Below are 24,368 nucleotides of genomic sequence, written 5' to 3'. Positions count from 1 at the left end.
AATAAAACAACATTCATAATTATAAAGGTTAGTTGATGAAAAAATTGCTCTTAGCGGTAGTGATTGGTGTTGCTCTTTCTGGTTGCGGCGGCGGTGGTAGTGATGAGAGTAAACCGACTCCACCACCTGTTGTTGATATTAAGCCTACAGCAGCACAAGGTACTATTAAGAGTGTGGACTATGATTACAACACTATTAATGTGAATGGTCATAGTTACAAGGTAGAGCAAGTTAAGTATGGCTCTCAAGTGCTACCTATCACTAGCCTTAAACCTGATATGATGGTTGAAGTTTCAATGTTATCCAGAAGCGGTGCTGTTGTTTCTGTTGAGCCGACAATGGTGGGTGTAGTCACAACAATTAGTGCAGATCGTAAAACATTTGTAGTGAATGGTGTGACGTTATCTTTTGCATTAGATCGCCACATTGAATTACATGATTGGGTTATGGTGTCTTCACTGCCACAAGCCACTGCGGATGGTCTTGGATATAAAGTATTGTCGGTTGTAAAAATCGAACAAGAAGATGTTGCGGGTCAATATGAAATTGAAGGTCGTTTGAGCGGTTTAGATCAAAACACGCAAACCTTTAAACTAGGCGCTACTACAAAAGTTTTCTTTACCCCTTACGTCATCGAAGATAATGCCAAATTGATGAATGGTCAGTGGGTCGAAGTTAAAGGCCAAATGATTAATGATGAGTTTCATGCAAGTGAAGTGGAAGTAGAAACGTATGATGACTTTGATAACGATCATGAAATTGAAGGTATTGTCACTTGGGTAAATAGTGATAAATCTCAATTTGAATTAAATGCGCGTGGGCGCTTTATTGTTAATGCACTAACGCGCTTTGAAGACGGAACTAAAGCACATTTAGCTGCAGGCGAACTGGTTGAAGTTACAGCGTTTAATGGTGTTGCTAAAGAGATTGAATTTGAACGTGGCTTTGGCGGTGAAACAGGCAACTGGCGTGAATTTGATCGTGAAGGCTATGTAACCTCAGTAGGGGATGAGCATTTTAGGATGGCTGGTGAAACATTCTATGTTGATGCTTATACCGAGTTTGAAGACTTTTTAACATTAGAGACGTTACATGGACAATACGTTGAGGTTGAAGGTGTCATTATTAACGGTAAGAAAGTTGCACGTGAAATTGAGCGTGAAGATGACTAATTAGCCATTTTAATAACTAAGAGCACCTAAGGGTGCTTTTAGTTTATTCACTGACACAAAATCGATTTTCTAAATAGCAGCGAATAGCTTGTTCGCTAGCATCAAATTGTGGTGATGGAACATGATGAGGATCGACCCATAACCAATGCTCACATTTATCAGGTTCTTTTAGTTGGACTTCACCTGTAAATGATGTTGCTAACAAAGTAACACTAATATAATGCTTTCCACATTCATCATAAGTTTCTAGGTTGTTAGTTACAGCTATAACCTCGGGATCATAAATCGTTAAATTTGTTTCTTCTTTAACTTCACGAATCGCGCATTGACGAAATGTTTCACCAACCTCCATATGACCGCCTGGAATGGAATAGTAGGGAGCGTGACTGTTTTTTCGTTTTCCTATCAAAATCTGGTTTTGCTCATTTACAATGATGATACCGATCCCGACCATAGGAGTTGTCGTCATTACTACTGTCCTTTAATCCGCTGTTGCATCCTATTGATTTTACCAAATAATAAATCAAATATCGTGATTGTTATAGTGAGCAAGGAACGGGTACTAGCTAACTGATGCAATATTCGTTAATCTTCTTAAAGGTTAAAGAATTAGGATTGGATGAATAATCAAATGGAAAGTATAACGTTACAGCCGATAGCTAAGATCAATGGTGAAGTAAATTTACCGGGCTCAAAGAGTGTTTCGAATCGCGCCCTATTATTGGCAGCGTTAGCAACAGGTACTACACGCCTCACTAATTTATTAGATAGTGATGATATTCGCCATATGCTTAACGGATTAAAGCAGTTAGGTGTGAATTACCAATTATCTGAAGATAAAACAGTTTGTGAAGTTGAAGGCTTGGGCCGCGCATTTTCACCTAATGAGCCCCTTGAATTATATTTAGGCAATGCGGGTACAGCGATGCGTCCGCTTGCAGCTGCATTGTGTTTAGGCGGCGGTGAATTTGTACTAACGGGTGAGCCGCGAATGAAAGAGCGTCCTATTGGTCATCTTGTTGACGCGTTGCGTAGTGCTGGCGCGGACATTACTTATCTCGAAAATGAAAACTATCCACCACTAAAGATTATGGGTACTGGTTTAAAAGGTGGCGAGGTTGAGATTGATGGCTCTATTTCAAGCCAGTTTTTGACCGCTTTCTTAATGGCTGCACCTTTAGCACAAGCAGACACTGTTATACGCATTAAGGGTGATTTGGTATCAAAACCTTACATTGATATTACGCTACATATTATGGCGCAGTTTGGTGTTGAAGTTGAAAACCGTAATTATCAAGAGTTCGTTGTTCGAGGTAATCAAACCTATGTTTCACCTGGTGAATTACTTGTTGAAGGCGATGCATCTTCAGCCTCATATTTCTTAGCGGCTGCTGCGATTAAAGGTGGCGAAGTAAAAGTCACTGGTATTGGTAAAAAGAGTATTCAGGGTGATATTCAATTTGCAGATGCGCTTGCTGCGATGGGGGCGGATATCGAGTGGGGCGATGATTATGTTATTGCTCGTTGTGGAGAATTAAGCGCAGTAGATATGGATTTTAACCATATTCCTGATGCGGCAATGACTATTGCAACAACTGCATTGTTTGCCAAAGGTACAACATCGATTCGTAATGTTTATAACTGGCGTGTAAAAGAGACTGATCGTTTAGCTGCAATGGCGACAGAGCTTCGTAAAGTTGGCGCAGAAGTCGAAGAGGGTGAGGATTATATCACTATCGTGCCACCAACCATCTTACAGCATGCGGCGATTGATACTTATGATGACCATAGAATGGCGATGTGTTTCTCGCTGGTGGCATTGAGCGATACACCAGTGACGATTAATGATCCAAAGTGTACCTCAAAAACATTCCCTGACTATTTTGATAAATTAAAGGGATTGAGTTGTTAAGACTGTAATAAATTTTTCTGATAACTGAGATTACATTTTTACAAGCCTGATCTTCTTGCATCAGGCTTTTTTATTGGCGTAAAAAGAAACATAAGGTTAGGACATTACACTATAAATTGAGATTTTTTTTCCGTATAATGTGCCACCGTTTGAAGGTACAGAGAAACCTTTGGTTCTGTCTTTCATCTGTTACGGAAACTACATCGGAGAAAACCTATGTCTACTCATGCTCCAGTCATCACTGTTGATGGTCCAAGCGGCGCCGGAAAGGGGACGCTATGTATGCTATTAGCAGAAAAACTGGGCTGGAATTTATTAGATTCTGGTGCAATTTACCGTGTTTTAGCATTAGCGGCTATTCATCATGGTGTTGATATCGAATCAGAAGACGCTTTAGTTCCTCTTGCTGCGCACTTAGATGTTCAGTTTATTGCAGAAGGTGAGTTGGTTAAGGTTATTCTTGAAGGTGAAGATGTTTCTGGCACGCTTCGCACTGAAGAAGTAGGTAATACAGCATCAAAAGTGGCTGCTTTACCTCGCGTTCGAGAAGCATTACTACGTCGTCAACGCGCCTTTAATGAGCAACCAGGCCTTGTGGCAGATGGTCGCGATATGGGAACCGTTGTTTTTCAAGGCGCAGAAGTAAAAATCTTTCTTGATGCAAGTGCAGAAGAACGCGCAACTCGACGTATGAATCAGTTGCAAAAAAAAGGCTTAGATGTTAACTTTGCCAGCCTTTTAAGCGAAATTCAGGAACGAGACTACCGCGATCGCAATCGTGCTGTAGCGCCTTTACGTCCTGCTGATGACGCACTAGTACTGGATTCAACCGAATTATCGATTGAACAGGTACTTGAGAAAGTCTTAGCATATGTTGATGCTAAGCTAAAATAACGAATCCATATTTAGTTGTGTGAACAGCTAAATAACGTCAGTGTCATGGATGATAACTGACTTTATTATCAACCCCATGCGGTAGGATACCCATGGTTGTTTATCATATTGAAGATTAATTAAATGACTGAATCTTTTGCTCAACTCTTTGAAGAGTCGCTAAACCAAGTTGAAACTCGCCCAGGTGCAATCGTTAAAGGTACTGTAGTAGCTATCGAAAACGGTTACGTACTAGTTGACGCTGGTCTAAAATCTGAGTCATCTATTCCTGCTGAAGAATTCAAGAACGCTGCTGGCGAACTAGAAATCGAAGTTGGTGCTCAGGTAGACGTTGCTCTTGACGCGATCGAAGACGGTTTCGGTGAAACTAAACTTTCTCGTGAGAAAGCTAAGCGCCACGAAGCTTGGATCCAGCTTGAAAAAGCTTACGAAGATGCTGAAACAGTTGTTGGTATCATCAACGGTAAAGTTAAGGGCGGCTTCACAGTTGAACTTAACGGCATCCGTGCGTTCCTACCAGGTTCACTAGTAGACGTACGTCCAGTTCGTGACACTGCTCACCTAGAAAACAAAGAACTTGAGTTCAAAGTAATCAAGCTAGACCAGAAGCGTAACAACGTTGTTGTTTCTCGTCGCGCAGTTATCGAATCTGAGAACAGCGTTGAGCGTGATGAACTACTTGCTTCTCTACAAGAAGGTATGGAAGTTAAAGGTATCGTTAAGAACCTTACTGACTACGGCGCATTCGTTGATCTTGGCGGTGTTGACGGTCTTCTACACATCACTGACATGGCTTGGAAGCGTGTTAAGCACCCTTCTGAAATCGTTAATGTTGGCGATGAAATCAACGTTAAAGTTCTTAAGTTTGACCGTGAGCGTACTCGCGTATCACTAGGTCTTAAGCAACTTGGCGAAGATCCATGGGTTGCAATCGCTAAGCGTTACCCAGAAAGCACTAAGCTTACTGGCCGCGTAACTAACCTAACTGACTACGGCTGCTTCGTTGAAATCGAAGAAGGCGTTGAAGGTCTAGTACACGTTTCTGAAATGGATTGGACTAACAAAAACATCCACCCATCTAAAGTTGTTAACGTGGGCGACGAAGTTGAAGTTATGGTTCTTGATATCGACGAAGAGCGTCGTCGTATCTCTCTAGGTCTTAAGCAGTGTAAAGCTAACCCATGGCAGTCATTTGCAGAAATGCAAGCTAAGGGCGACAAAGTTACTGGTAAGATCAAGTCTATCACTGATTTCGGTATCTTCATCGGTCTTGAAGGCGGCATCGACGGTCTAGTTCACCTATCTGACATTTCTTGGAATGTTTCTGGTGAAGACGCAGTTCGTGACTTCAAGAAAGGCGACGAAATCTCTGCAGTAGTTCTAGCAGTAGACGCTGAGCGTGAGCGTATCTCTCTAGGTGTTAAGCAAATCGAAGAAGACCCATTCAACTCTTTCGTTGCTGATACTAAGAAAGGTGCTCTAGTAACTGGTAAAGTTACTGCTGTTGACGCTAAAGGCGCAACTGTTGAGCTAGGCGAAGGCATCGAAGGTTACCTACGCGCTTCTGAAGCATCTGTAGACCGTGTTGAAGACGCAACTCTAGTTCTTTCTGTTGGCGATTCTGTTGAAGCTAAATTCACAGGCGTTGATCGTAAGAACCGCGTAATCAACCTATCTGTACGTGCTAAAGACGTTGCTGAAGAGCAAGAAGCAATGGCTACTCTGAACAAGCAAGATGATGCTGCGTTCGGTAATGCTATGGCTGACGCTTTCAAAGCTGCTAAAGGCGAATAATTGAGCATAGAGGGAATAGGCTTAGCTTTTTCCCTCTAAACGGCTATACTATTGAGAAACTTACTAAAACGGAGTGTTTATGACAAAGTCTGAGTTAATTGAAAGACTATGTAGTCAACAAACACATCTTTCAGCTAAACAAGTGGAAGATGCAATCAAGGATATCCTTGAAAATATGGCGAACACGCTTGCTGAAGGCGATCGCATTGAGATCCGTGGCTTTGGTAGCTTCTCATTGCATTACCGTGCTCCTCGCGTAGGTCGTAACCCTAAAACTGGTGATAAAGTTGAGTTGGACGGTAAATACGTTCCTCACTTCAAGCCAGGTAAAGAATTACGTGACCGTGTTAATGCATCAATTGCTGCTTAACCGCGAATAGAACAAAAAAACGGCATACTCTCAGTATGCCGTTTTTTTATGTCTTTTGATCATGGTCTGATGAGTAAAATTACTGCATAATCAATCTATCATATTGTTGATTTAGTGAGAGGATTCACGATGAAAATTTTGGGTATTATTGTTTTAGTTGCTGCATTCTTAATAACACTGGCTCTCGGTGCGCAAAACCAAATTTTAGTAAACTTTGACTATTTAGTTGCTCAAGGCGAATTCCAATTATCAACGCTATTAGGTATTGCATTTGGTTCTGGCTTTATCATTGGCTGGTTAATCTGTGGCACGCTATATCTAAAAGCACGTTTTGCTAAAAACCGCTTAGCGAAGAAAGTGACAAAACAGCAACAAGAACTAGATTCTCTACGCGCACAGCCTGTAAAGGAATAAGTATTAATGCTTGAACTGTTGTTCCTACTATTACCTATTGCGGCAGCTTATGGCTGGTATATGGGTAACAGGAGCGCAAGTAACAATCGACAAGAGCAGTCTCACCGCTTATCTCGTCAATATGTAACAGGTCTTAATTTGCTGTTATCTGATCAATCAGATAAAGCCGTCGATCTGTTTATTGAGCTGCTTCAAGTTGATAGCGAAACTATCGATACTCACCTTGCTTTGGGTAACTTATTCCGAAGCCGAGGGGAGGTCGATCGTGCTATTCGTATTCACCAAAACTTGATTGCTCGTCCTAACTTGACGATAGAGCAACGTAATTTGGCGCTTCAGCAGTTAGCAAAAGATTATATGGTTGCGGGTTTTTTAGATCGTGCTGAACGTATCTTTGAACAATTGTTGGATGAACCTGAATATAAAAAACCTGCGCTACAACAGTTATTGTCTATCTATCAGCAAACACGAGAGTGGGAAAATGCGATAGATATGGCTTCTCAACTCGTTAAATTAGGTAAAACAAAATTAAAGCATGATATTGCACACTATTGGTGTGAACTTGCCATGCTTGAAATGAGTGCGCAAAATCAGGATAAAGCGATTCAATGTTTGAAAAAGGCGCTCTCAGCAGATAAGCAGTGTGTCCGAGCCTCGATCACTATGGCTAAGATTCAGATTAAAGATAAAGATTTTAAGCAGGCAGCCAAAACGCTTGAACGTGTTCTAGAGCAAGATGCTGAATTTATTGGTGAAGCTTTACCTTTATTATTAGAATGTTACGATGCATTACATAATGAATCGGGCTGGCTGAAATATCTACAGCAATGTGTAGAAGCCAAAGCGGGGGCATCTGCAGAACTGATGTTAGCAGACGAAATTGCGAAAAATGAAGGGGCTGTGTCTGCTCAAGCATTCATGACTCGTCAGCTACAAAAGAACCCGACTATGAGAGGCTTTTACCAGCTAATGGATTACCATTTAGATGAAGCGGAAGAAGGCCGTGCGAAAGAAAGTTTAACCAGCTTACGTCATCTTGTTGGTGAGCAATTAAAAATTAAACCGCGTTATCGTTGTCGCCAGTGTGGTTTTGCTACCCACTCATTGTATTGGCAATGTCCATCTTGTAAGAATTGGGGACAAGTTAAGCCAATTCGTGGATTAGATGGCGAATAATGCATTAAAAAATAAAGAAACCAGACATTGTGATCTGGTTTTTTTATGCCTAATAAAGCGTGAATTTTATTCGTAAACGTTTGCGTTTGATGTAGAATTTGCGTGCGGCTGGATTGCTGCAGTAGGAAAAAATGAGATATCACAGGAGACTCAATGCTAGACGCTAAAGTAATAGACCCTAAAGTAATCGTAGCCCTTGATTATGATAATCAGAATGAGGCACTCGCTTTCGTCGATCGTATTGAGCCGGGAAGTTGCCGATTAAAAGTCGGTAAAGAGATGTTCACTTTTTTTGGTCCTGATTTCGTGCGTCAACTGCATGATCGGGGTCATTCTGTATTTTTAGACCTTAAATTTCACGATATTCCAAATACCTGTTCAAAGGCGGTAAAAGCGGCAGCAGAACTTGGTGTATGGATGGTTAACGTTCATGCGAGTGGTGGCGAGCGTATGATGACAGCTTCACGTGAAATTTTAGAGCCGTATGGTAAAGACCGCCCGCTATTGATTGGTGTAACGGTGCTAACCAGTATGGAAGCATCAGACTTAGCAGGTATTGGTATTAACTGCGAGCCTCATCAGCAAGTACTTAACCTTGCATCACTGGCAAAGAATAGTGGTTTAGATGGTGTGGTTTGTTCAGCCCATGAAGCTCATACGTTGAAACAAAGTCTAGGTCAGGGTTTTAAGCTAGTAACACCAGGTATTCGCCCTGCGGGGAGTGATGTAGGCGATCAGCGTCGAATCATGACACCCGTAGAGGCAATTTCTGCTGGTTCTGATTATCTCGTTATAGGGCGCCCAATAACACAAGCAGAAGATCCTGCAAGAGTCTTGGCACAGATAAACAAATCGCTTGTGTAGCATCCGCGATATAAATGAAGAAGCCCGCTCTTATGCGGGCTTTTTCATTTTTATATTTTGCGTTATGTACTTATTTTGGGTGTTGAGTTATTAATTCGTGTGCTTTTATCTTTCTTTGGTGAGCTAAAGTGACTATCTAATAATTTTTGCGTTAATGGATGTTTGGGATTGTTAAATACATTCGCGGTACGGCCTTTCTCTACCACTTCACCATCTTGCATCACCATTACTTTGTCACTGAAGTGTTTTATCACCCCCATGTGCTGCGACACATAGATATAGGACAATCCCATTTCTTCTTGCAGTTCTAATAACAGGTTTATCATCTGAGAACGCATGGACATATCAAGCCCGTTTAGTGCTTCATCAGCAACGATAATACAGGGCTGAAGAATGAGAGCACGAGCTAATGAAACACGCTGTTTTTGACCGGTAGCCAGCATTTGTGGATAGAAATAGGCATGTTCAGGAAGTAAGCCAACTCGTTTTAGTGTATCCATAATACGTTTTTCACGCGCTTGGGGCGTCATATTGGTATTACGTTTTAATGGGCCTTCCAGAATACGACCAATTTGAATACGAGGATTAAGCGACGTATTCGGATCTTGGAAAATCATTCGGATCAGCTTACAGCGCGTTTGGTAATCACCGCTTGATAAGGTGTCACCATTTACGCGAATAATGCCACTGGTTGGTTCGACAACACCTGATAGCATTTTTGCTAAGGTTGATTTACCTGACCCATTTTCACCCAGCAGCGCAATTGTTTCACCTGCTTCAAGATGAAAAGAGACCGGTTTCACGGCTTCAATTGTGCGTCTACGGAAAAGACTTGAACGATAGTGGTAATCTTTCTTTAGATTTTCTACTTCCAATAACGAACTCATTTACTGTCTTCCTCCATGTTTAGCGGGAAGTGACAGCTAAACTTATGGTTTTTAATTTTTCTACGTTTTGGCACTTCTACACATTTACGCTGGGCATGAGGACAACGAGGGCCTAATCGACAACCAATCGGTAAGTGCTGAAGTGGAGGAATAGATCCCGGTAACGTTTCTAGTTTCGTCTTATGGCTAATATTTTCTAAGCTAAAATCAGGCATAGCACGCATTAACGCAGCGGTATAAGGGTGATGCGGTGACTCTAATAACTGCTTAGAGGTGCCGGATTCAACCGATTGTCCACAATACATGACCGTAATTCTATCAGCCCACTGGGTAACCGTCGTAAGATCATGGCTGACTAATAAAATAGTGGTGTTACCTAATTGATTCATCCTGCTTAATAAGCGAAAAATTTGAGCTTGGGTAATTGGGTCTAAGTCGTTTGTGGGCTCATCGGCAATCAATAATCGTGGACGGTTTGCAATCGCCATTGCGATCATGACTTTTTGACATTCGCCATCGGTTAATTCATAAGGGTAACTTCGCATTACGCGTTTGTGCTCTTTGATACCGACTTTATGCAAAAGTGCGATAGCTTGTTTTTGACGCCAGTGAAAGCGCTGCCAAAAATGCCCAGTAAATGATGAAGAGGGAATGGCTTCTTCCAATTGTTCCCCAACTGTCTCAGAGGGATCAAGACAGGTTGATGGTTCTTGGAAGATCATTGCCATTTCACGGCCAACAATTTTTCGTCGCTCACGATGAGATAGAGTGAGTAAGTCAATATCACCTAAGCGCATGCGATCGGCACTGACGCGCCAATTATCTTTAGACACGCCTGCAATCGCTTTCGCGACAAGGCTTTTACCTGAACCTGATTCGCCCACTAAACCACGAATTTCGCTTTCATTAATGGTTATGCTCATTCTATCAACCGCTTTCACCATGCCTTGTGGTGTGTCGATTTCGATAGTGAGGTTGCGTATATCGAGTAATGGCATATTAATCAATCCCTGCATTAAGAGCTTGGCGAAGACCATCACCGACTAAATTAATTACTAGAACACTAAACATAATGGCAAGACCCGGTAATGTGACTGTCCATGGTGCAAGGTAAATGAGTTCAACAGAATCACCTAACATAGCGCCCCATTCTGGTAGTGGTGTTTGCGCGCCTAACCCTAGGAAACCTAATGCGGCAATATCTAAAATAGCAATAGAGATTGCGCGCGTCATTTCAGTAATGATGGTTGATAAAATATTGGGTAAGATTGAATTCCATAAGAGGTAAAAATTATTAGCGCCATCTAATCGTGCTGCAATAACGTAATCTTTAGCAACTTCAGTATGAACGGCTGTGTACACCGCTCGAATAAAACGAGGGATCAAAGCTAGCCAAATTGCGAGTAAGATATGTGTTTCTCCCGGCCCCATATAGGCGACCACTATGATGGCCAATAAAAGCGAAGGGATAGATAACACGGTATCTAAAATATGATTTAAAAAGCTCGATTTTAAGCCTTGGCTCATTCCGGCAAGAATACCGATCAGCAAGCCAATAACGCTGGATGCAAAGGCGACTAATAAGGCATAGCCAAAGGTTAGCTGTGAACCTATGATCAAGCGAGATAAAATATCACGACCTAAATCATCAGTACCAAAGAAAAAGTTTACATGACCAGAGTTGTCCCATGATGGTGGCATGAGCAGCTCACCAACTTGTTTTATCGGCGAATAGGGAGCCAGCCATTGTGCTGTTAGGGTGACAATGAGCAAAAACAGTAAACACCATAGGCCAAACATGGCCAGTGAGTTTTCCCTGAAGTTTTGCCAAGCGCGCTCCCATTGGGTTGGGATTGTTTCTTCTTGGTAAACACTATTTGATGGCATACCATTCTTTCCTTACTAATGGGTTCACCATAGCACCAGCTAAATCAGATAAAATGTTAGCCAATAAGATGAAACTACCTACTGTGATTACACCAGCTTGAATGGCAACATAATTTTGATCTGCAATCGCATTAAGTAACCAACGACCAATACCCGGCCAATTAAAAATAGATTCTGTAAGCATGGCAAAGGTCATCATTGCTGCAAACTGCATCCCTAATTTAGGAATAATGGGGGGAAGGGCATTTTTCATCGCATGACGGCGGACGATTTCAAAGGTAGATAAGCCTTTCGTTTGGGCTACTTTGATGTAGTTTTTCGTCATTACGTCTGAAATTGAGGCACGGGTTAAACGTATCACTTCCGTTGTAGGTGCCATCGCTAATACAATGGTTGGCAAGACTAAATGCTGTAGTGCGTTAAGAAATGCTTCCATACGGTATGGTTTATTTGACAGCAAAATATCAATCAGAGCAAAGCCAGTGACATGATCAAATTGATATAACAAACTGTAACGACCAGAAACAGGTAGCCAGCCTAAATTCAGCGAAAACAACAGAATTAATAACATCGCTAACCAAAATAGGGGGATGGAGTAGCCCAGTAAGGTTATTGAGGAAATGATGGTATCAAGGGGTTGTCCTCGATGTACGCCTGCGATAGTGCCAAGCGGAATACCAACGACTAACGAGAGTATAAAAGCAAAAAAGCACAGCTCTAACGTTGCAGGAAATACGGTTAATATTTCGCTACTAATAGGTGTACCATTGGGAGTGATACCGAGATTACCTGAAAGTAAGTTCTCTAAATATAAAATCCAACCACTAAAAAAGCTCTGATGCGCCCACTGTAATTGGGTATCTAAACGCAAAATACTAAAACCAATTATGGTCAGTATTAATAGCGTAATTACAAACAAATTTAGGCGACGTATCGTATAAATAAACATGCTTTACTCAATTCGATAAACACTGGAAAAAGATCGCGAACCAAATGGGTCCATCTGTAACCCCCCTAACGTTTTACTGTGGGCTTGGAAATGGACACCATGAGCCAATGGGATCACAGGTACTTGTTGATCCAAAATATTTTGCGCTTGCTGGTAATATACTTGACGTTGTTGTTGCTTATTTGTGCGTAGTGCAATTTCAAGTAAATTATCAAAACCAAGATCACACCAGTTAGCGACATTAAGTCCTGCTTTTTTAGCATTACATGACAATAATGGTCTTAAGAAATTATCAGGGTCGCCGTTATCTGCGATCCAACCAGCAAGAACCATATCGTATTGAGTAGTATCAGTTAAACCAACACGACCAATCGTTTCTTGATGATGTAAAGACACATTGATACCAACGGCTTTCAAATTAGCTTGGATTAATTCCGCTGTTTTTCGAGGACTCGGGTTATAAGGTCGAGGCTCAAGTGGGACCCACATTGTCAGGACTTGGTTATAATCATAGCCAGCAGCATCAAGCAGTTGTTTGGCTAATTTAGGATTATAAGAAAGTGCTTTGCTGTCGTGGTTATAAGCCCAAGACATTGGGGGTAACAAGCTTTTTGCCTCTGTTGCCGTACCGTAATAAACAGAATTGAGCAGTGTTTTACGGTTTATTGCATAATTAATAGCTTCACGGATTTCTAATTTATTTAATGGTGGACGTTCCGTATTTAATGCCAGAAAGGATACATTCATCCCCGTTTGTGCAAGTAATTTATAGTTATCGTTATTTGAAATAACAGGCAATTGGCTCGCAACAGGAGATGAGAGAACATCACATTCAGAGCTTAGCAATTTAGCAAGATTACCCATGCCACGGGCTGAGATATCAAATACCACTTGCTCCATTGGTGCGGCACCTTGCCAATAATCCTTATTACGTTTTAAGCGAATAAGATCATTGGGTATAAATTGATCAACGTAAAAAGGCCCCGTACCGATTGGTTGTGTATCAATAAGACCGATACGGCCTGATTTTAACAGTTGCTGACCATACTGCTGAGAATAAATCACCGCATAACTGGTTGCTAAGTTAGATAAGAAAGAATTATCTGGTCGATTTAAGGTAAATTGTACGGTGAGAGGGTCTTTAGCTTTGATTGTATCAATTAAATCAGCAAACCCAAGGCTTTCAAACCATGGGTAACGACCACCAGAAATATTATGAAAAGGGTGGTGTGGATTAATGATACGCTCAAAGCTAAAAATAACGTCATCGGCATTAAGCGGACGTGTTGGAGTAAACCAATCAGTATGTTGGAATTTAACGTTATCTCGCAGCTTAAAGGTATATACCAAGCCATCGTCACTGACAGTCCAGCTTTTTGCTAGATCAGGAAGAGGTTTGTGGCTGATAGGATCGAGTAACAGCAGGCGATCGAAAATTTGCGCCGAGAGTGTTTCTGCTGTTAATCCGCCATCCGTTAGCTGTGGATTTAATGTTGTCGGAGTATCTTGACCGCAGTAAACAAAGCCATTGCTTTGCTTAGCGGTATTATGTGACGGCTCTTTACAACCTAAAAGGCCAAGTAAAGTGAAGCCGGCAATCAAAAGACGACTGTAAGCGCTCATATTTAATAGGCGTTAAATGAAATTAAGTCGTTAAATTTAACATTTTTCTTTTAACGTCACCAAGCTATCCTGCTTTATTTATAAGTAATTAGTCTAAAACCGTTATATATCTTTAATTATCGCGTGAATTTGGTTGATTAATCACCGTTAACGTTAATGTCATACTTTCGAATGAGTCCTCTTAACTGGTGATAACTTAAGCTTAAAAGTTCGGCGGCTTTTGTTTGATTAAAGCGAGCGTGTTTAAGTGCTTTGTTGATCAACATGATTTCTTGATCTTGTAAGTAGTGGCGAAGATCAACGGGAAGTTGAATGCTAGAGTTTTCTTGTTTGACTGCTGGGGTGTCTACAATGGATAAAGACTGTGATGGTGCTGGCTCACAAGATTGCCAAGCTGTAGCGAAAGGGTCGGTATAAATTTCGTCAATAGCTTCACCTTCATTGCTATGACGAAATACAGACCGTTCGACAACATTTTTTAACTCTCGAATATTCCCTGGCCATTGATAGTCGAGTAGTTGTTGTTTAGCGTGTTGTGAAAAACCTGCAAAATAGCTATATCCTAATTCGCGACACATACGCACAGCATAGTGTTCTGCCAATGGTAAAATATCGTCTAGTCGTTCACGTAATGGTGGAAGGTGGATGATTTCAAAGGCGAGTCTATCAAGTAAATCTGCTCGAAATTTTCCTTCAGCAACGAGTTCGGGTAAATTTTCATTAGTTGCACAAACTAAGCGTACATTCGCTTGGCAAGGTTTATTACCGCCCACGCGCTCGTACTCACCGTATTCAATTACGCGTAATAATTTTTCTTGAACCCCCATCGGGGCGGTTGCTAATTCATCTAAAAAAAGCGTGCCATTTTCTGCGCGTTCAAAGCGCCCTTGGTGGCGACCTTTCGCGCCTGTAAAGGAGCCCGCCTCATGGCCAAATAGTTCAGAATCAATGACGCCTTCGCTTAGTGCGGCACAGTTCAGTGTCACTAAAGGTTGATCCCAACGTTTTGATAAATAGTGAACGCGTTGGGCGATTAACTCCTTACCTGTGCCTCGTTCACCAAGAATAAGAATTGGGCGATTGAGTGAAGCGAGGCGTGATGCTTGGTCTAGGACACTTAAAAAAGCATCAGATTCACCGATTAAGTTTTCCGTTTTACGCATTGGTTAATCTCACTATTAATTGGTTAAATTAACTATATCATAGCTTACTTAAAAGTGGGTTGAAAATTAAGTTGTTGATATTTAATACGTTAAAAGTTGGCACAGTACTTGAAATATCTAAGTGGTAACACAAGAACATTAAGTTAGTATCACTATATAAACCTGTAAGCGTGATTACTGTGAAATGGGTTTAATCAAGGAGTTTAATGATGGGTATTTTTTCTCGTTTTGCTGATATCGTAAATGCTAACGTGAACTCGTTACTGGATAAGGCTGAAGATCCACAAAAACTGATCCGTCTTATCATCCAAGAGATGGAAGATACATTAGTTGAGGTACGTACATCTTCAGCGCGTGCATTAGCGGATAAAAAAGAGTTACAACGTCGTATTCAAGCGATTGAATCACAAATTACAGATTGGCAGGAAAAGGCGAGCCTTGCACTGCAAAAAGGTCGTGAAGATTTAGCCCGTGCAGCACTGATCGAAAAGCAAAAACTGGCTGATGTCGCATTAACGCTCAATGAAGAATACAAACTAGTAGAAGAGACGATTGAAAAATTGTCATTAGAAGTCGCTGAACTTGAGCGTAAGTTGCAAGAAACACGCGCTCGTCAACAAGCGCTAGTGACGCGTCATAAAGCCGCAGGCACTCGCCGCGATGTTCGTCGTCAGCTAGATACAAGTAAAGTTGATGAGGCGATGTCTAAGTTTGAGCAATATGAACGTCGCATCGATGAAATGGAAGCAGAAGCAGATAGTTATAGCTTTGGTCGTGGCAAAAGCTTAGAGTCAGAATTTGCTGATTTACAAGCACAAGACGAAATTGAAAAAGAACTTGAGCGCTTAAAAGCGAACATCAAGGATAAAGAGTAAGTACAACTAAGTTATCGTCGTTGTTTCATTGATTCTGCGCGAAAGGAGAACAAATAATGTCAATGGGTTTTATTAGCGTTCCATTAGTGGTGTTCATGATTATTGTCGCACCGCTATGGTTAATCCTTCACTATCGTAGTAAACGTCAAGCCGGTGAAGGGCTGTCAGGTGAAGATCAGAAAAAGTTAGAGACCTTGGTGGCACGCGCAGAAGATATGCAAGAACGTATTGTGACGTTAGAGCGTATTCTTGATGCAGAAGTACCAAGATGGAGGCAAAAATAATGAGTAAAACCTTATACCGTGATCCTAAAAAAGGAAAATTGGGCGGTGTGTGCGCTGGTTTAGCTGAATATTTCGGTGTTGAAATTTGGTTGGTACGTATTCTTGCTGTTTCAGCCTTCTTACTTGGTTTGGGCTTTTTTGCCACGATTGCTTATATCGCCGCATGGTTAATTTTAGATAAAATGCCACCACAGCGAAAAGAGCAACAAGATACTTATACCGAGCACAACGTAAAACAGAAACCGTGGCAGGCGGGTCGCTCTGCGCATCAAATTTTACAAAAAGTGGAATCAGAATTTGATACCGCCGAAAAGAAAGTACAACAGATGGAAGCGTATGTTACATCTTCTGCATTCAAAGTGGATCGCGAATTCAATAAGCTTTAATTACCCGTAAAATTTAGCCTAATGAAGCAGGTGCTGATCAATGTCAGGCCTGCTTTTTTCCGTTATAAAGGCGTAATATAGTTAAATCACTTTATTGATAATTATTAGAATAAAGTTGTTAAACCTAAAACAAAAATGAAAACAACTAGGGTTAATCATGAATCGAATCAGTAATGAGTTGAATAAGCTCGTTAATAGAAGTTTGGATCGACACGTTCGACTTGCCGTTACAGGATTGTCTCGAGCGGGTAAAACGGCCTTTATTACTTCTCTTATTAATCAATTACTGCATGTAAGTACGAATGCTCGCCTACCTATGTTTAGTGCGATGCGTGACGGCCATTTATTAGGTGCAAAGCGTGTTCCTCAGTTAGATCTGCATGTGCCTAAATTTGGCTATGATGAAGGAATGCAATCAATTATGTCGACGCCTCCTGAATGGCCAGAGCCAACAAGGGATGTGAGTCAAACGCGTTTAGCACTTCGTTATAAGCCTCAGAAAGGGGCATTGAAACTATTTCAAGATACCGCCACGTTGTATTTGGATATTATTGATTATCCCGGCGAGTGGTTATTAGATTTACCGTTACTTGATTTAGATTTTACTCAATGGTCGGCACAACAAAGCCAAGTACTAAAAGGTAAACGTCTTGAATTAGCTCAAGATTGGCTTGCTAAAACCGAGATGTTTGATCCTTTTGCACCCGCAGATGAAAAGCAAATTGAAGAAATATCGAAGGCGTTCACCGAGTATTTGCATCAATGTAAGGCAGAAGGGGGATTACATTGGGTTCAACCCGGACGTTTTGTTCTTCCCGGTGAATTAGCTGGTGCACCTGTTTTACAATTTTTCCCGCTCCTGTGGAATAAAAAGTACACAGAAAAACAGCTGATGGATGCAGATGAAAGCACCAATATTGGGATGCTTAGAAATCGCTATAAGTATTATCAACAGCATGTTGTGAAGGCGTTCTATAATGATCATTTTTCAAAATTTGATCGCCAAATCATATTAGTTGATTGCTTACAGCCTCTTAATTCGGGACCTGAATCGTTTAATGATATGCGTCAAGCGTTGGATCAGCTGATGCAAAGTTTTAAATATGGGCGTAGCTCGTTACTGCGTCGTCTATTTTCACCGCGTATTGATAAAGTACTCTTCGCTGCAACCAAAGCCGATCATATTACGCCTGAGCAGCACCCGAATTTAGTCGGATTATTACAGCAGCTAGTGAATGAAGCATGGCAAACCGCTTCCTTTGAAGGCATTAAAATGGATTGTGTTAGTTTGGCATCGATTCAAGCGACTGAGCCTGGCTTTGTGACTCACAAAGGGCAGCAAGTCCCTGCATTAAGGGGGACCGATTTGTTAGGTAATGCACAAACTCTCTTTCCCGGAGAAGTGCCAAAACGGTTACCAAACGTTGATTTTTGGCAGCAGCAGAGCTTTGATTTTATTAATTTCCGTCCCTTGCTACAGCAAAGTGACGAGCCTTTGCCGCATATCCGAATGGATAAAGCACTTGAGTATTTGTTGGGAGATAAACTGCAATGAGTGAACCGTTAAAAAGTAAAATTGTTTTTGATGATCCAACAGTTAACCAAGAACAACGCAATATTGCGTCGAAATTGGAGTTTGCTCAACAAGCCGATTTTTTACCTGAAGCAATAGAGCAACAAGATACTGAAATTGAAAAAGATCTCAAACAAGTATTAGCAGCGAAACCAAAACGTCGTTATGGCTTTTTAAAAGGGCTAGTGGTTGCAGGCGCGGCAATGGTGGGGTGGCAGACGGTTGACCATGTTGTGACAGCTTATCAAACAGCAAATTGGTTATCGCTTGGCTGGAGTGCATTGGTTGCCAGTATTGCCGTAGTTGGTATCGGTGCATTGGGGCGGGAGCTTTTGACGTTACGACGGTTAAAATCACGTCAAACAGAGCGTGATGAAGCCCAACTCTTACTTGATGGTAATGGCATTGGTAATGGTAAAGCTTTTTGTACCAAACTGGCACAGCATAGTCAGATTGGTAGTGATAACTATGGTTATGATCGCTGGACGAATTCGTTAGACGCGACGCACAATGATCGCGAAATACTTGAGCTTTATGATCGCTTAGTGGTCAGCCAGCAAGATAAATTAGCTCGAAAATTAGTGGCGAAATATTCATCAGATGCCGCGGTGATGGTTGCATTAAGCCCACTAGCAGTGGCTGATATGTTGCTGGTGGCATGGCGTAATTTGCGCTTAATTGAACAAGTTTCTCGAGTTTATGGTGTCGAATTAGGTTACTGGTCTCGCATTAAGCTACTTAAGCTGGTATTGGCTAATATGGCATTTGCAGGTGCATCTGAAGTGATCACTGATTTGGGGATGGATATGCTCTCAATGGACTTAGCGGGTCGTATGTCTACCCGCGTTGCGCAAGGGGTGAGTATTGGTTTATTGACCGGAAGACTAGGCTTAAAAGCGATCAGCTTAGTACGTCCTTTACCATGGTTACCGGGAGAGCAACCCAAATTAGCTGAAATACGAAGCGATCTATTTAAACAGCTTGGTACCAAAGAAAAAGATTAACTAGATATTCCACTATTAAGCGTAAAGTGAAGTGGTTAAGTGGTCAGGGAGAATACGACTCTTTGACCACTTTTTTCATCTTATTTAACGATAGCGAGACTTTCATCTCCAGGCGCATAGCCAAATTTAATATTTTTAATGGTGCTATTAAGTTGAATATTACGAATTATAACTGGCATCGAAGTTCCGAGTGCGGTAGATACGCCTGCCCATCCGTTTTCTTGTGCTGATAGCACAATATAAAGTGTGCCTTGCTGTTGCTTAAAATAAAGCACTTTAGCTGCATCGGGGTAGGGGAGCGTTGCAAGTGCTGCTTGTTCTGCAATGTATTTTAAGTCTATTTTACCGTTACGAGGTTTTTTACAAGTATCAGTAAAGGCAGTTTTATCAAAAGGATCTGTACCACCTGCCTGAATAAAATCTGCCATTTTTTGTTGGTACTGATCCATGTCTTTTGGCAGTGATAAAACAAATTCACCGTTACCACATAGATTTTCTGCCGTCGTCTCGACTTGCTTGGCTGAGCTTTGTGCATCGCAACCAAATAGAGTGATGACTAAGGGAAGTAATATGCTCAGTTTATTCATGATTTACTCTATTGTTAAAAGAATCAGCTTAAACATAAATAAGAGTTGGGGTGTTAGAAGATTGAAAATTAAATACTTATTTTCTTGTTATGTCGTCAAGATAGCATCTTTACAACACTTTACATTCTCTGAAGCTTATTTACGTTAGAGTCGTTATCGTATCCTTGGGTTAATGATAAGGACAACAAGGTGAATTATTATCCAACGGCAGCCATCATCACTGAGCAACGATTTGGCTTTGGCCCCAAACTGAATGATCAGCATGTATTAACGCTGGCAGAGCAGATCTCAACTAAACCATATATTGATACCGCTCTACAGTCTTTACCTTCGACGAATAATATTTTGGTTCAGATCGGTCAATTTAATCAACAGCGTAAAAAATTAAAAAAATCCCCGAATGAAAAGCGTGCCGTTCAAAAGCAGGTTAATCAATTTTTTAATCTGAGTTATGAACAGCAAGTATCTGCACGTAATCTACAAACATTGCATTCCTCCAATAGTTTTCAAGAACGTTTAATTCAATTTTGGAGTAACCATTTTGCAGTCTCTGCCGATACGCGCAAAGTAAAACCTATTATTGCTGGGATTGAGAATGAGGTAATACGCCAACACTGGAATGGTAATTTTGCCGATATGCTTCAAGCAACGATTAAGCACCCAACAATGTTGATGTTTCTCGATAATAATCTATCGATAGGGCCTGATTCTAAATTGGGTAAGAAACGCCATAAGGGACTCAATGAAAATCTCGCTCGTGAAATTATGGAGTTACATACCTTAGGGGTTGATGGCGGTTACAGTCAGCAAGATGTTATCCAATTAGCACATGCGATAACAGGCTGGATGGTCAGTTTTGATAAGCAAAATCCTGGGTTTAAATTTGCAGCTTGGGCGCATCAACCTGGTGATGTGATGTTATTAGGTCAGCGTTACACACAAACAGGGATTGGACAGGGAGAAGCGTGCTTAAAAGATCTTGCATTGCATCAACAAACCGCAAGGCATTTGGCAACTAAATTAGCTCAACACTTTATTGGCCAGCCCAAGAAGGAGCTAGTGGATGATTTAGCCGGTGTTTATCTAAAAAATAACGGTGAATTACAGCCTGTTTATAAGAGATTATTGCAAGAGCCTGAAGTGAATACGGCTGCGCCTCTTCGGTTTAGAACGCCGCAAGAATGGTTATTTGCGCTTTTACGTAGTGCTGATCTCAACCCATCGGAACACAAAATTACTCAACAATTGAGGTTGTTGGGACAACAGCCATTTATGGCAGGTTCTCCGGCGGGTTGGTCTGATCAAGATAGTGATTTCAATAGTTCTTCAGCGTTGATACAACGTTGGCAAGTAGCAAATACATTTGCGGTGCTTGCGGTAAGAGAAGCGAAGAAGCAAAAAGTCAAACCGCTTCAGTTGGTAAAACAAGTGGTCAATAATCTTTATGGAAAAGATCTTGATCAACACACAGAGCTTGCAATGAATAAGGCTAACGGTGCGATAACGAAGTTGGTTTTATTATGGCTAAGCCCACAGTTTATGTATCGATAGCGAGATCGTGATGGATAATATATTTGATCGCCGTATGTTCTTAAAATCTTTAGCTGCGGTTGGGGTATGCAGTGCATTACCATCTGTCGCTTTTGCGAAAACACAGTCGGCAAATATTTTTGTATGGATTACATTGCGCGGTGCAATGGATGGGTTAAATGTGGTTGTACCCTATGGAGATAAAGACTATTTACCGCAAAGACCGTCGATTGGATTACATAAAAATCAGCTTAATAAACTCGATGATTTCTTTGGTTTACATCCAGCACTAAAGAGTTGTTATCAGTGGTATCAACAAGGCGAGATGGCTTTTATTCATGCGTGTGCATCACCTTATCGTCAGCGCTCACATTTTGATGGGCAGAAAGTATTAGAAAATGGAACTGAGGATCCGTTACATCGAGATGGTTGGCTAAATCGCTTTTTATCTGTTGATAACAAGCAGCATACGATAGCCATAGATTCTGGTTTACCTTTAATTGTTCAAGGTAATGCCCAAGCTGATAGTTGGTATCCACATAAATTGAAGATTAAGCAGCAACAAGCTGAATTGTTGCAGGATATGTATCAAAGCGATCAGACGTTATCTGACAACTTTATTAATGCATTAGACATTGAAAAAATGGCAGGTCATGTAAAAGGCGGCCAACAATTTCATGCATTGGCGCAACAAGCAGGGAAATTTTTAACGTCAGAAAATGGACCGAATATTGCGGTATTAGAGCTAGGTGGATGGGATACACACGCAGGAGAAGGCGCGGTTAAAGGTCGTTTAGCGAGCCAATTAAAGAAACTTGATGAGGGACTTTCAGCTTTAAAATCACAGTTAGGTGAGGCTTGGTCGCGAACGGTGGTTATAGCCGCGAGTGAATTTGGCCGAACCGTTGCTGAAAATGGAACTAAGGGAACCGATCACGGTACGGCTAACGCAATGTTGATAGCGGGAGGTGCGGTGAGTGGAAATCAAGTGATAACAAAATGGCCAGGGTTAGCGAAATCTCAGCAATACAAAGGAAGAGATTTAGCTCCAACGACGGATATTCGCTCTATATGTAAAACGGTATTGCATTCACATTTAGGGGCAACAAATAAGCAACTCGATATAGTTTTTCCGAGCTCAAGTGAGCTACCTATCATGAATGATTTAATCCGTCATGCTTAAAATAAAGGCGCTGTTAGTTCAATAGATACTAAAAGCATAACGTTATTTTTTAATTATAAATGGCTTGATTCTGAGCGGGAGACTTGACTCAATTTAGCGTTAGTCGCACACTGTTAAAAGTGTCAGGAATTGTTGACACCTAAGTGTAAACTCATATTAATACCTATATTTTTGTTTGTGGTATGAGTTGAAATTGAAGAATTAAGTCATTGCTTTTTGTTGTTGTTATTCTGATAAGCCGAATGTTTCGAACTTAACAATGGAAAGTTTATATTGAGAAGGCGTAAAGAATGAGACTACAGGTATTTTGTGAAGATCGGGTTGGAATGACTCGCGAGCTACTCGATATTCTGACTAGTCAGGAGATTGATCTTCGAGGGATTGAAATTGATCGCATTGGTATCATTTATCTCAATTGTCCTGAAATTGAATTTGAACAGTTTAGTCATCTAATGTCGCAAATAAGGCAGTTAGATGGCGTAACAGATGTAAGAAAAATAAATTTCATGCCGAGTGAACGTGAACATACAGAGCTTTCTGCATTACTTCAAACCTTGCCTGATCCCTTTTTTTCCATCGATTTAAACGGAAAAATTGATTTTGCCAATCAAGCCGCTGAAAGGTTATTGGCTCATCATCAGGGATCACTTTATCACGAAAATGTTCATACGCTCTTTGGCTTTAATGTTCAGCGTTGGTTAGAAACAAAACAGGCTGAAAAACATACTGAGATGGTGGTGATTGCAGGTTTAGATTACCAAATGGAAGTCATGCCTGTTCATATTAACGATGAAACCGATATACCTGTTTTTGCCAGTGCTCTTATTCTTCTAAAATCACTGTCTGAAGCAACCATGCCGATTGTGACTCGCCAGTTAGATGGCGACAGTGGTTTTGAGCATTTAGTCGGGCAATCATCGCGTTTTAAGCATTTATTAGCTCAAGCGAAAAAGTTGGCTTTATTAGATGCACCGTTATTGATCCAAGGTGAAACGGGAACAGGTAAAGAAATGTTAGCCCGCGCATGTCACCAACGTTCTATACGACGAGAGAAACCATTTTTAGTTGTAAACTGCGTATCTATGCCTGATAACGCCGCCGAAACTGAGCTATTTGGTTTTGCTGGCAGTACAACCGAGCCAAGTAAAAAAGGTATTTTTGAGCAAGCGGATGGTGGTACTGTTTTCTTGTATGAAATTGGTGAGATGTCAAAACACCTACAAATTAAATTACTACGCTTTTTACAAGATGGTACATTCCGACGCGTGGGTGAAGAAGCCGAGAAAAAGGTTAATCTTCGTGTAATCTGCTCTACCCAGAAAAAGCTACCAGATTTAGTTGCATCAGGTGATTTCCGCGAAGACTTATATTATCGCTTAAATGTTCTTGCTTTGGTTGTTCCACCATTACGTGAAAGATCGGCAGATATAGTACCGTTAGCTGAATTATTTTTAACTCAGTTATCACAAGAATTACACCAGCCTAAACCTCAGCTATCTGAGGAGTTGGCAGAATACTTAAAGCAATATGCATGGCCTGGTAATATTCGCCAATTACGTAATGTGCTATTCCGTGCGATGACACAACTTGAGAATACGGTCATGACATCAGATGATGTACAGTTACCTGAAAATGAATCAAGTAGTATTATCAGTGATGAAATATTAGATGGCTCTCTTGATGAGATCATGAAACGTTATGAATCTGGTATTTTATCGAATCTTTATCGCAGTTATCCATCTACCCGCAAATTAGCGAAACGGTTAGGCGTATCACATACTGCCGTTGCTAATAAATTACGAGAATATGGTTTAAGTAAGCGTAGCTAATTACTGTGGATA

Annotated in this window: 24 protein-coding genes; 16 read left to right on the top strand and 8 right to left on the bottom strand. The window is 41.1% G+C overall.

What is annotated here, in order from left to right:
• Positions 1-35 precede the first annotated feature (35 nt).
• On the top strand, positions 36-1,172 hold the full coding sequence (locus C9J45_RS00710; RefSeq protein ID WP_107292028.1) for a DUF5666 domain-containing protein: 1,137 nt from the start codon (positions 36-38) through the stop codon (positions 1,170-1,172).
• Between the two features lie 43 nt (positions 1,173-1,215).
• Here the strand turns inward: C9J45_RS00710 and C9J45_RS00705 are convergent, their stop codons facing one another.
• Positions 1,216-1,641 (bottom strand): NUDIX hydrolase, encoded by a 426-nt coding sequence (locus tag C9J45_RS00705; RefSeq protein WP_107292027.1) that lies wholly within the window; start codon positions 1,639-1,641, stop codon positions 1,216-1,218.
• A gap of 162 nt (positions 1,642-1,803) precedes the next feature.
• Here C9J45_RS00705 and aroA point away from each other — a divergent pair, with 162 nt between their 5' ends.
• From aroA to pyrF, 7 genes are all read left to right on the top strand, one after another.
• A complete protein-coding gene (gene aroA, locus C9J45_RS00700; protein ID WP_107205927.1) occupies positions 1,804-3,084 on the top strand; it encodes a 3-phosphoshikimate 1-carboxyvinyltransferase in 1,281 nt (426 codons plus the stop codon).
• Positions 3,085-3,300: 216 nt separating this feature from the next.
• Positions 3,301-3,978: a (d)CMP kinase gene (gene cmk / locus C9J45_RS00695; protein WP_107205700.1), complete on the top strand. Its 678-nt coding sequence runs from the start codon at positions 3,301-3,303 to the stop codon at positions 3,976-3,978.
• Positions 3,979-4,101: 123 nt separating this feature from the next.
• Entirely contained in the window at positions 4,102-5,772 is a 1,671-nt protein-coding gene (gene rpsA / locus C9J45_RS00690; protein ID WP_005370867.1) for a 30S ribosomal protein S1, read from the top strand.
• 79 nt (positions 5,773-5,851) lie between these two features.
• Entirely contained in the window at positions 5,852-6,142 is a 291-nt protein-coding gene (gene ihfB, locus C9J45_RS00685; protein WP_008986714.1) for an integration host factor subunit beta, read from the top strand.
• Between the two features lie 129 nt (positions 6,143-6,271).
• Positions 6,272-6,556: a LapA family protein gene (locus C9J45_RS00680; protein ID WP_005366997.1), complete on the top strand. Its 285-nt coding sequence runs from the start codon at positions 6,272-6,274 to the stop codon at positions 6,554-6,556.
• A gap of 6 nt (positions 6,557-6,562) precedes the next feature.
• Positions 6,563-7,732 (top strand): lipopolysaccharide assembly protein LapB, encoded by a 1,170-nt coding sequence (gene lapB / locus C9J45_RS00675; RefSeq protein ID WP_107205701.1) that lies wholly within the window; start codon positions 6,563-6,565, stop codon positions 7,730-7,732.
• Between the two features lie 153 nt (positions 7,733-7,885).
• On the top strand, positions 7,886-8,596 hold the full coding sequence (pyrF, locus tag C9J45_RS00670) for an orotidine-5'-phosphate decarboxylase (RefSeq protein WP_107292026.1): 711 nt from the start codon (positions 7,886-7,888) through the stop codon (positions 8,594-8,596).
• A gap of 62 nt (positions 8,597-8,658) precedes the next feature.
• Here the strand turns inward: pyrF and C9J45_RS00665 are convergent, their stop codons facing one another.
• The 6 genes from C9J45_RS00665 to pspF all read right to left on the bottom strand — a co-directional run bounded on the left by C9J45_RS00665 (position 8,659) and on the right by pspF (position 15,105).
• A complete protein-coding gene (locus C9J45_RS00665; RefSeq protein ID WP_107205703.1) occupies positions 8,659-9,483 on the bottom strand; it encodes an ATP-binding cassette domain-containing protein in 825 nt (274 codons plus the stop codon).
• Positions 9,480-10,481, bottom strand: a complete 1,002-nt coding sequence (locus C9J45_RS00660; RefSeq protein ID WP_107205704.1) for an oligopeptide/dipeptide ABC transporter ATP-binding protein — start codon at positions 10,479-10,481, stop codon at positions 9,480-9,482. The genes C9J45_RS00665 and C9J45_RS00660 overlap by 4 nt, the downstream gene beginning before the upstream one ends.
• Position 10,482: 1 nt before the next feature.
• The gene (gene sapC, locus C9J45_RS00655; protein WP_107205705.1) at positions 10,483-11,370 is read right to left on the bottom strand and encodes a putrescine export ABC transporter permease SapC; all 888 of its coding nucleotides are present in this window, start codon (positions 11,368-11,370) and stop codon (positions 10,483-10,485) included.
• The gene (locus tag C9J45_RS00650; protein WP_107205706.1) at positions 11,357-12,319 is read right to left on the bottom strand and encodes an ABC transporter permease subunit; all 963 of its coding nucleotides are present in this window, start codon (positions 12,317-12,319) and stop codon (positions 11,357-11,359) included. Before C9J45_RS00650 ends, sapC begins: the two co-directional genes overlap by 14 nt.
• Positions 12,320-12,322: 3 nt before the next feature.
• Positions 12,323-13,942, bottom strand: a complete 1,620-nt coding sequence (gene sapA / locus C9J45_RS00645) for an ABC transporter substrate-binding protein SapA (RefSeq protein ID WP_107205707.1) — start codon at positions 13,940-13,942, stop codon at positions 12,323-12,325.
• Positions 13,943-14,079: 137 nt separating this feature from the next.
• On the bottom strand, positions 14,080-15,105 hold the full coding sequence (gene pspF, locus C9J45_RS00640; RefSeq protein ID WP_107245471.1) for a phage shock protein operon transcriptional activator: 1,026 nt from the start codon (positions 15,103-15,105) through the stop codon (positions 14,080-14,082).
• A 209-nt stretch (positions 15,106-15,314) separates the two neighbouring features.
• Here pspF and pspA point away from each other — a divergent pair, with 209 nt between their 5' ends.
• The 5 genes from pspA to C9J45_RS00615 all read left to right on the top strand — a co-directional run bounded on the left by pspA (position 15,315) and on the right by C9J45_RS00615 (position 19,227).
• A complete protein-coding gene (gene pspA / locus C9J45_RS00635; RefSeq protein ID WP_107205709.1) occupies positions 15,315-15,980 on the top strand; it encodes a phage shock protein PspA in 666 nt (221 codons plus the stop codon).
• A 56-nt stretch (positions 15,981-16,036) separates the two neighbouring features.
• Positions 16,037-16,264, top strand: coding sequence for an envelope stress response membrane protein PspB (gene pspB / locus C9J45_RS00630; protein WP_006646015.1), 228 nt, complete (start codon positions 16,037-16,039; stop codon positions 16,262-16,264).
• Entirely contained in the window at positions 16,264-16,650 is a 387-nt protein-coding gene (pspC, locus tag C9J45_RS00625; RefSeq protein WP_005367018.1) for an envelope stress response membrane protein PspC, read from the top strand. Before pspB ends, pspC begins: the two co-directional genes overlap by 1 nt.
• 157 nt (positions 16,651-16,807) lie before the next feature.
• Positions 16,808-18,205, top strand: coding sequence for a YcjX family protein (locus tag C9J45_RS00620; protein ID WP_107290419.1), 1,398 nt, complete (start codon positions 16,808-16,810; stop codon positions 18,203-18,205).
• Entirely contained in the window at positions 18,202-19,227 is a 1,026-nt protein-coding gene (locus C9J45_RS00615) for a YcjF family protein (RefSeq protein WP_107292025.1), read from the top strand. Before C9J45_RS00620 ends, C9J45_RS00615 begins: the two co-directional genes overlap by 4 nt.
• A gap of 80 nt (positions 19,228-19,307) precedes the next feature.
• On the opposite strand, the gene C9J45_RS00610 is transcribed toward C9J45_RS00615, so the two are convergent.
• Positions 19,308-19,814, bottom strand: coding sequence for a hypothetical protein (locus C9J45_RS00610; protein ID WP_107205712.1), 507 nt, complete (start codon positions 19,812-19,814; stop codon positions 19,308-19,310).
• Between the two features lie 189 nt (positions 19,815-20,003).
• Here C9J45_RS00610 and C9J45_RS00605 point away from each other — a divergent pair, with 189 nt between their 5' ends.
• The 3 genes from C9J45_RS00605 to tyrR all read left to right on the top strand — a co-directional run bounded on the left by C9J45_RS00605 (position 20,004) and on the right by tyrR (position 24,356).
• Positions 20,004-21,365 carry a DUF1800 family protein gene (locus C9J45_RS00605; RefSeq protein ID WP_107292024.1) on the top strand — a complete coding sequence of 454 codons (1,362 nt, stop codon included), beginning with the start codon at positions 20,004-20,006 and terminating at the stop codon, positions 21,363-21,365.
• 10 nt (positions 21,366-21,375) lie between these two features.
• The gene (locus C9J45_RS00600; protein WP_107292023.1) at positions 21,376-22,527 is read left to right on the top strand and encodes a DUF1501 domain-containing protein; all 1,152 of its coding nucleotides are present in this window, start codon (positions 21,376-21,378) and stop codon (positions 22,525-22,527) included.
• A 290-nt stretch (positions 22,528-22,817) separates the two neighbouring features.
• Positions 22,818-24,356: a transcriptional regulator TyrR gene (tyrR, locus tag C9J45_RS00595; protein WP_107292022.1), complete on the top strand. Its 1,539-nt coding sequence runs from the start codon at positions 22,818-22,820 to the stop codon at positions 24,354-24,356.
• Positions 24,357-24,368 lie beyond the last annotated feature (12 nt).

Origin of the sequence: Photobacterium sp. GB-1 (assembly GCF_003026165.1) — a bacterium.
GTDB lineage: Bacteria > Pseudomonadota > Gammaproteobacteria > Enterobacterales > Vibrionaceae > Photobacterium.
Note: the sequence above shows the minus strand (reverse complement) of the source record. Positions and strands in the feature narration are given on the sequence as shown.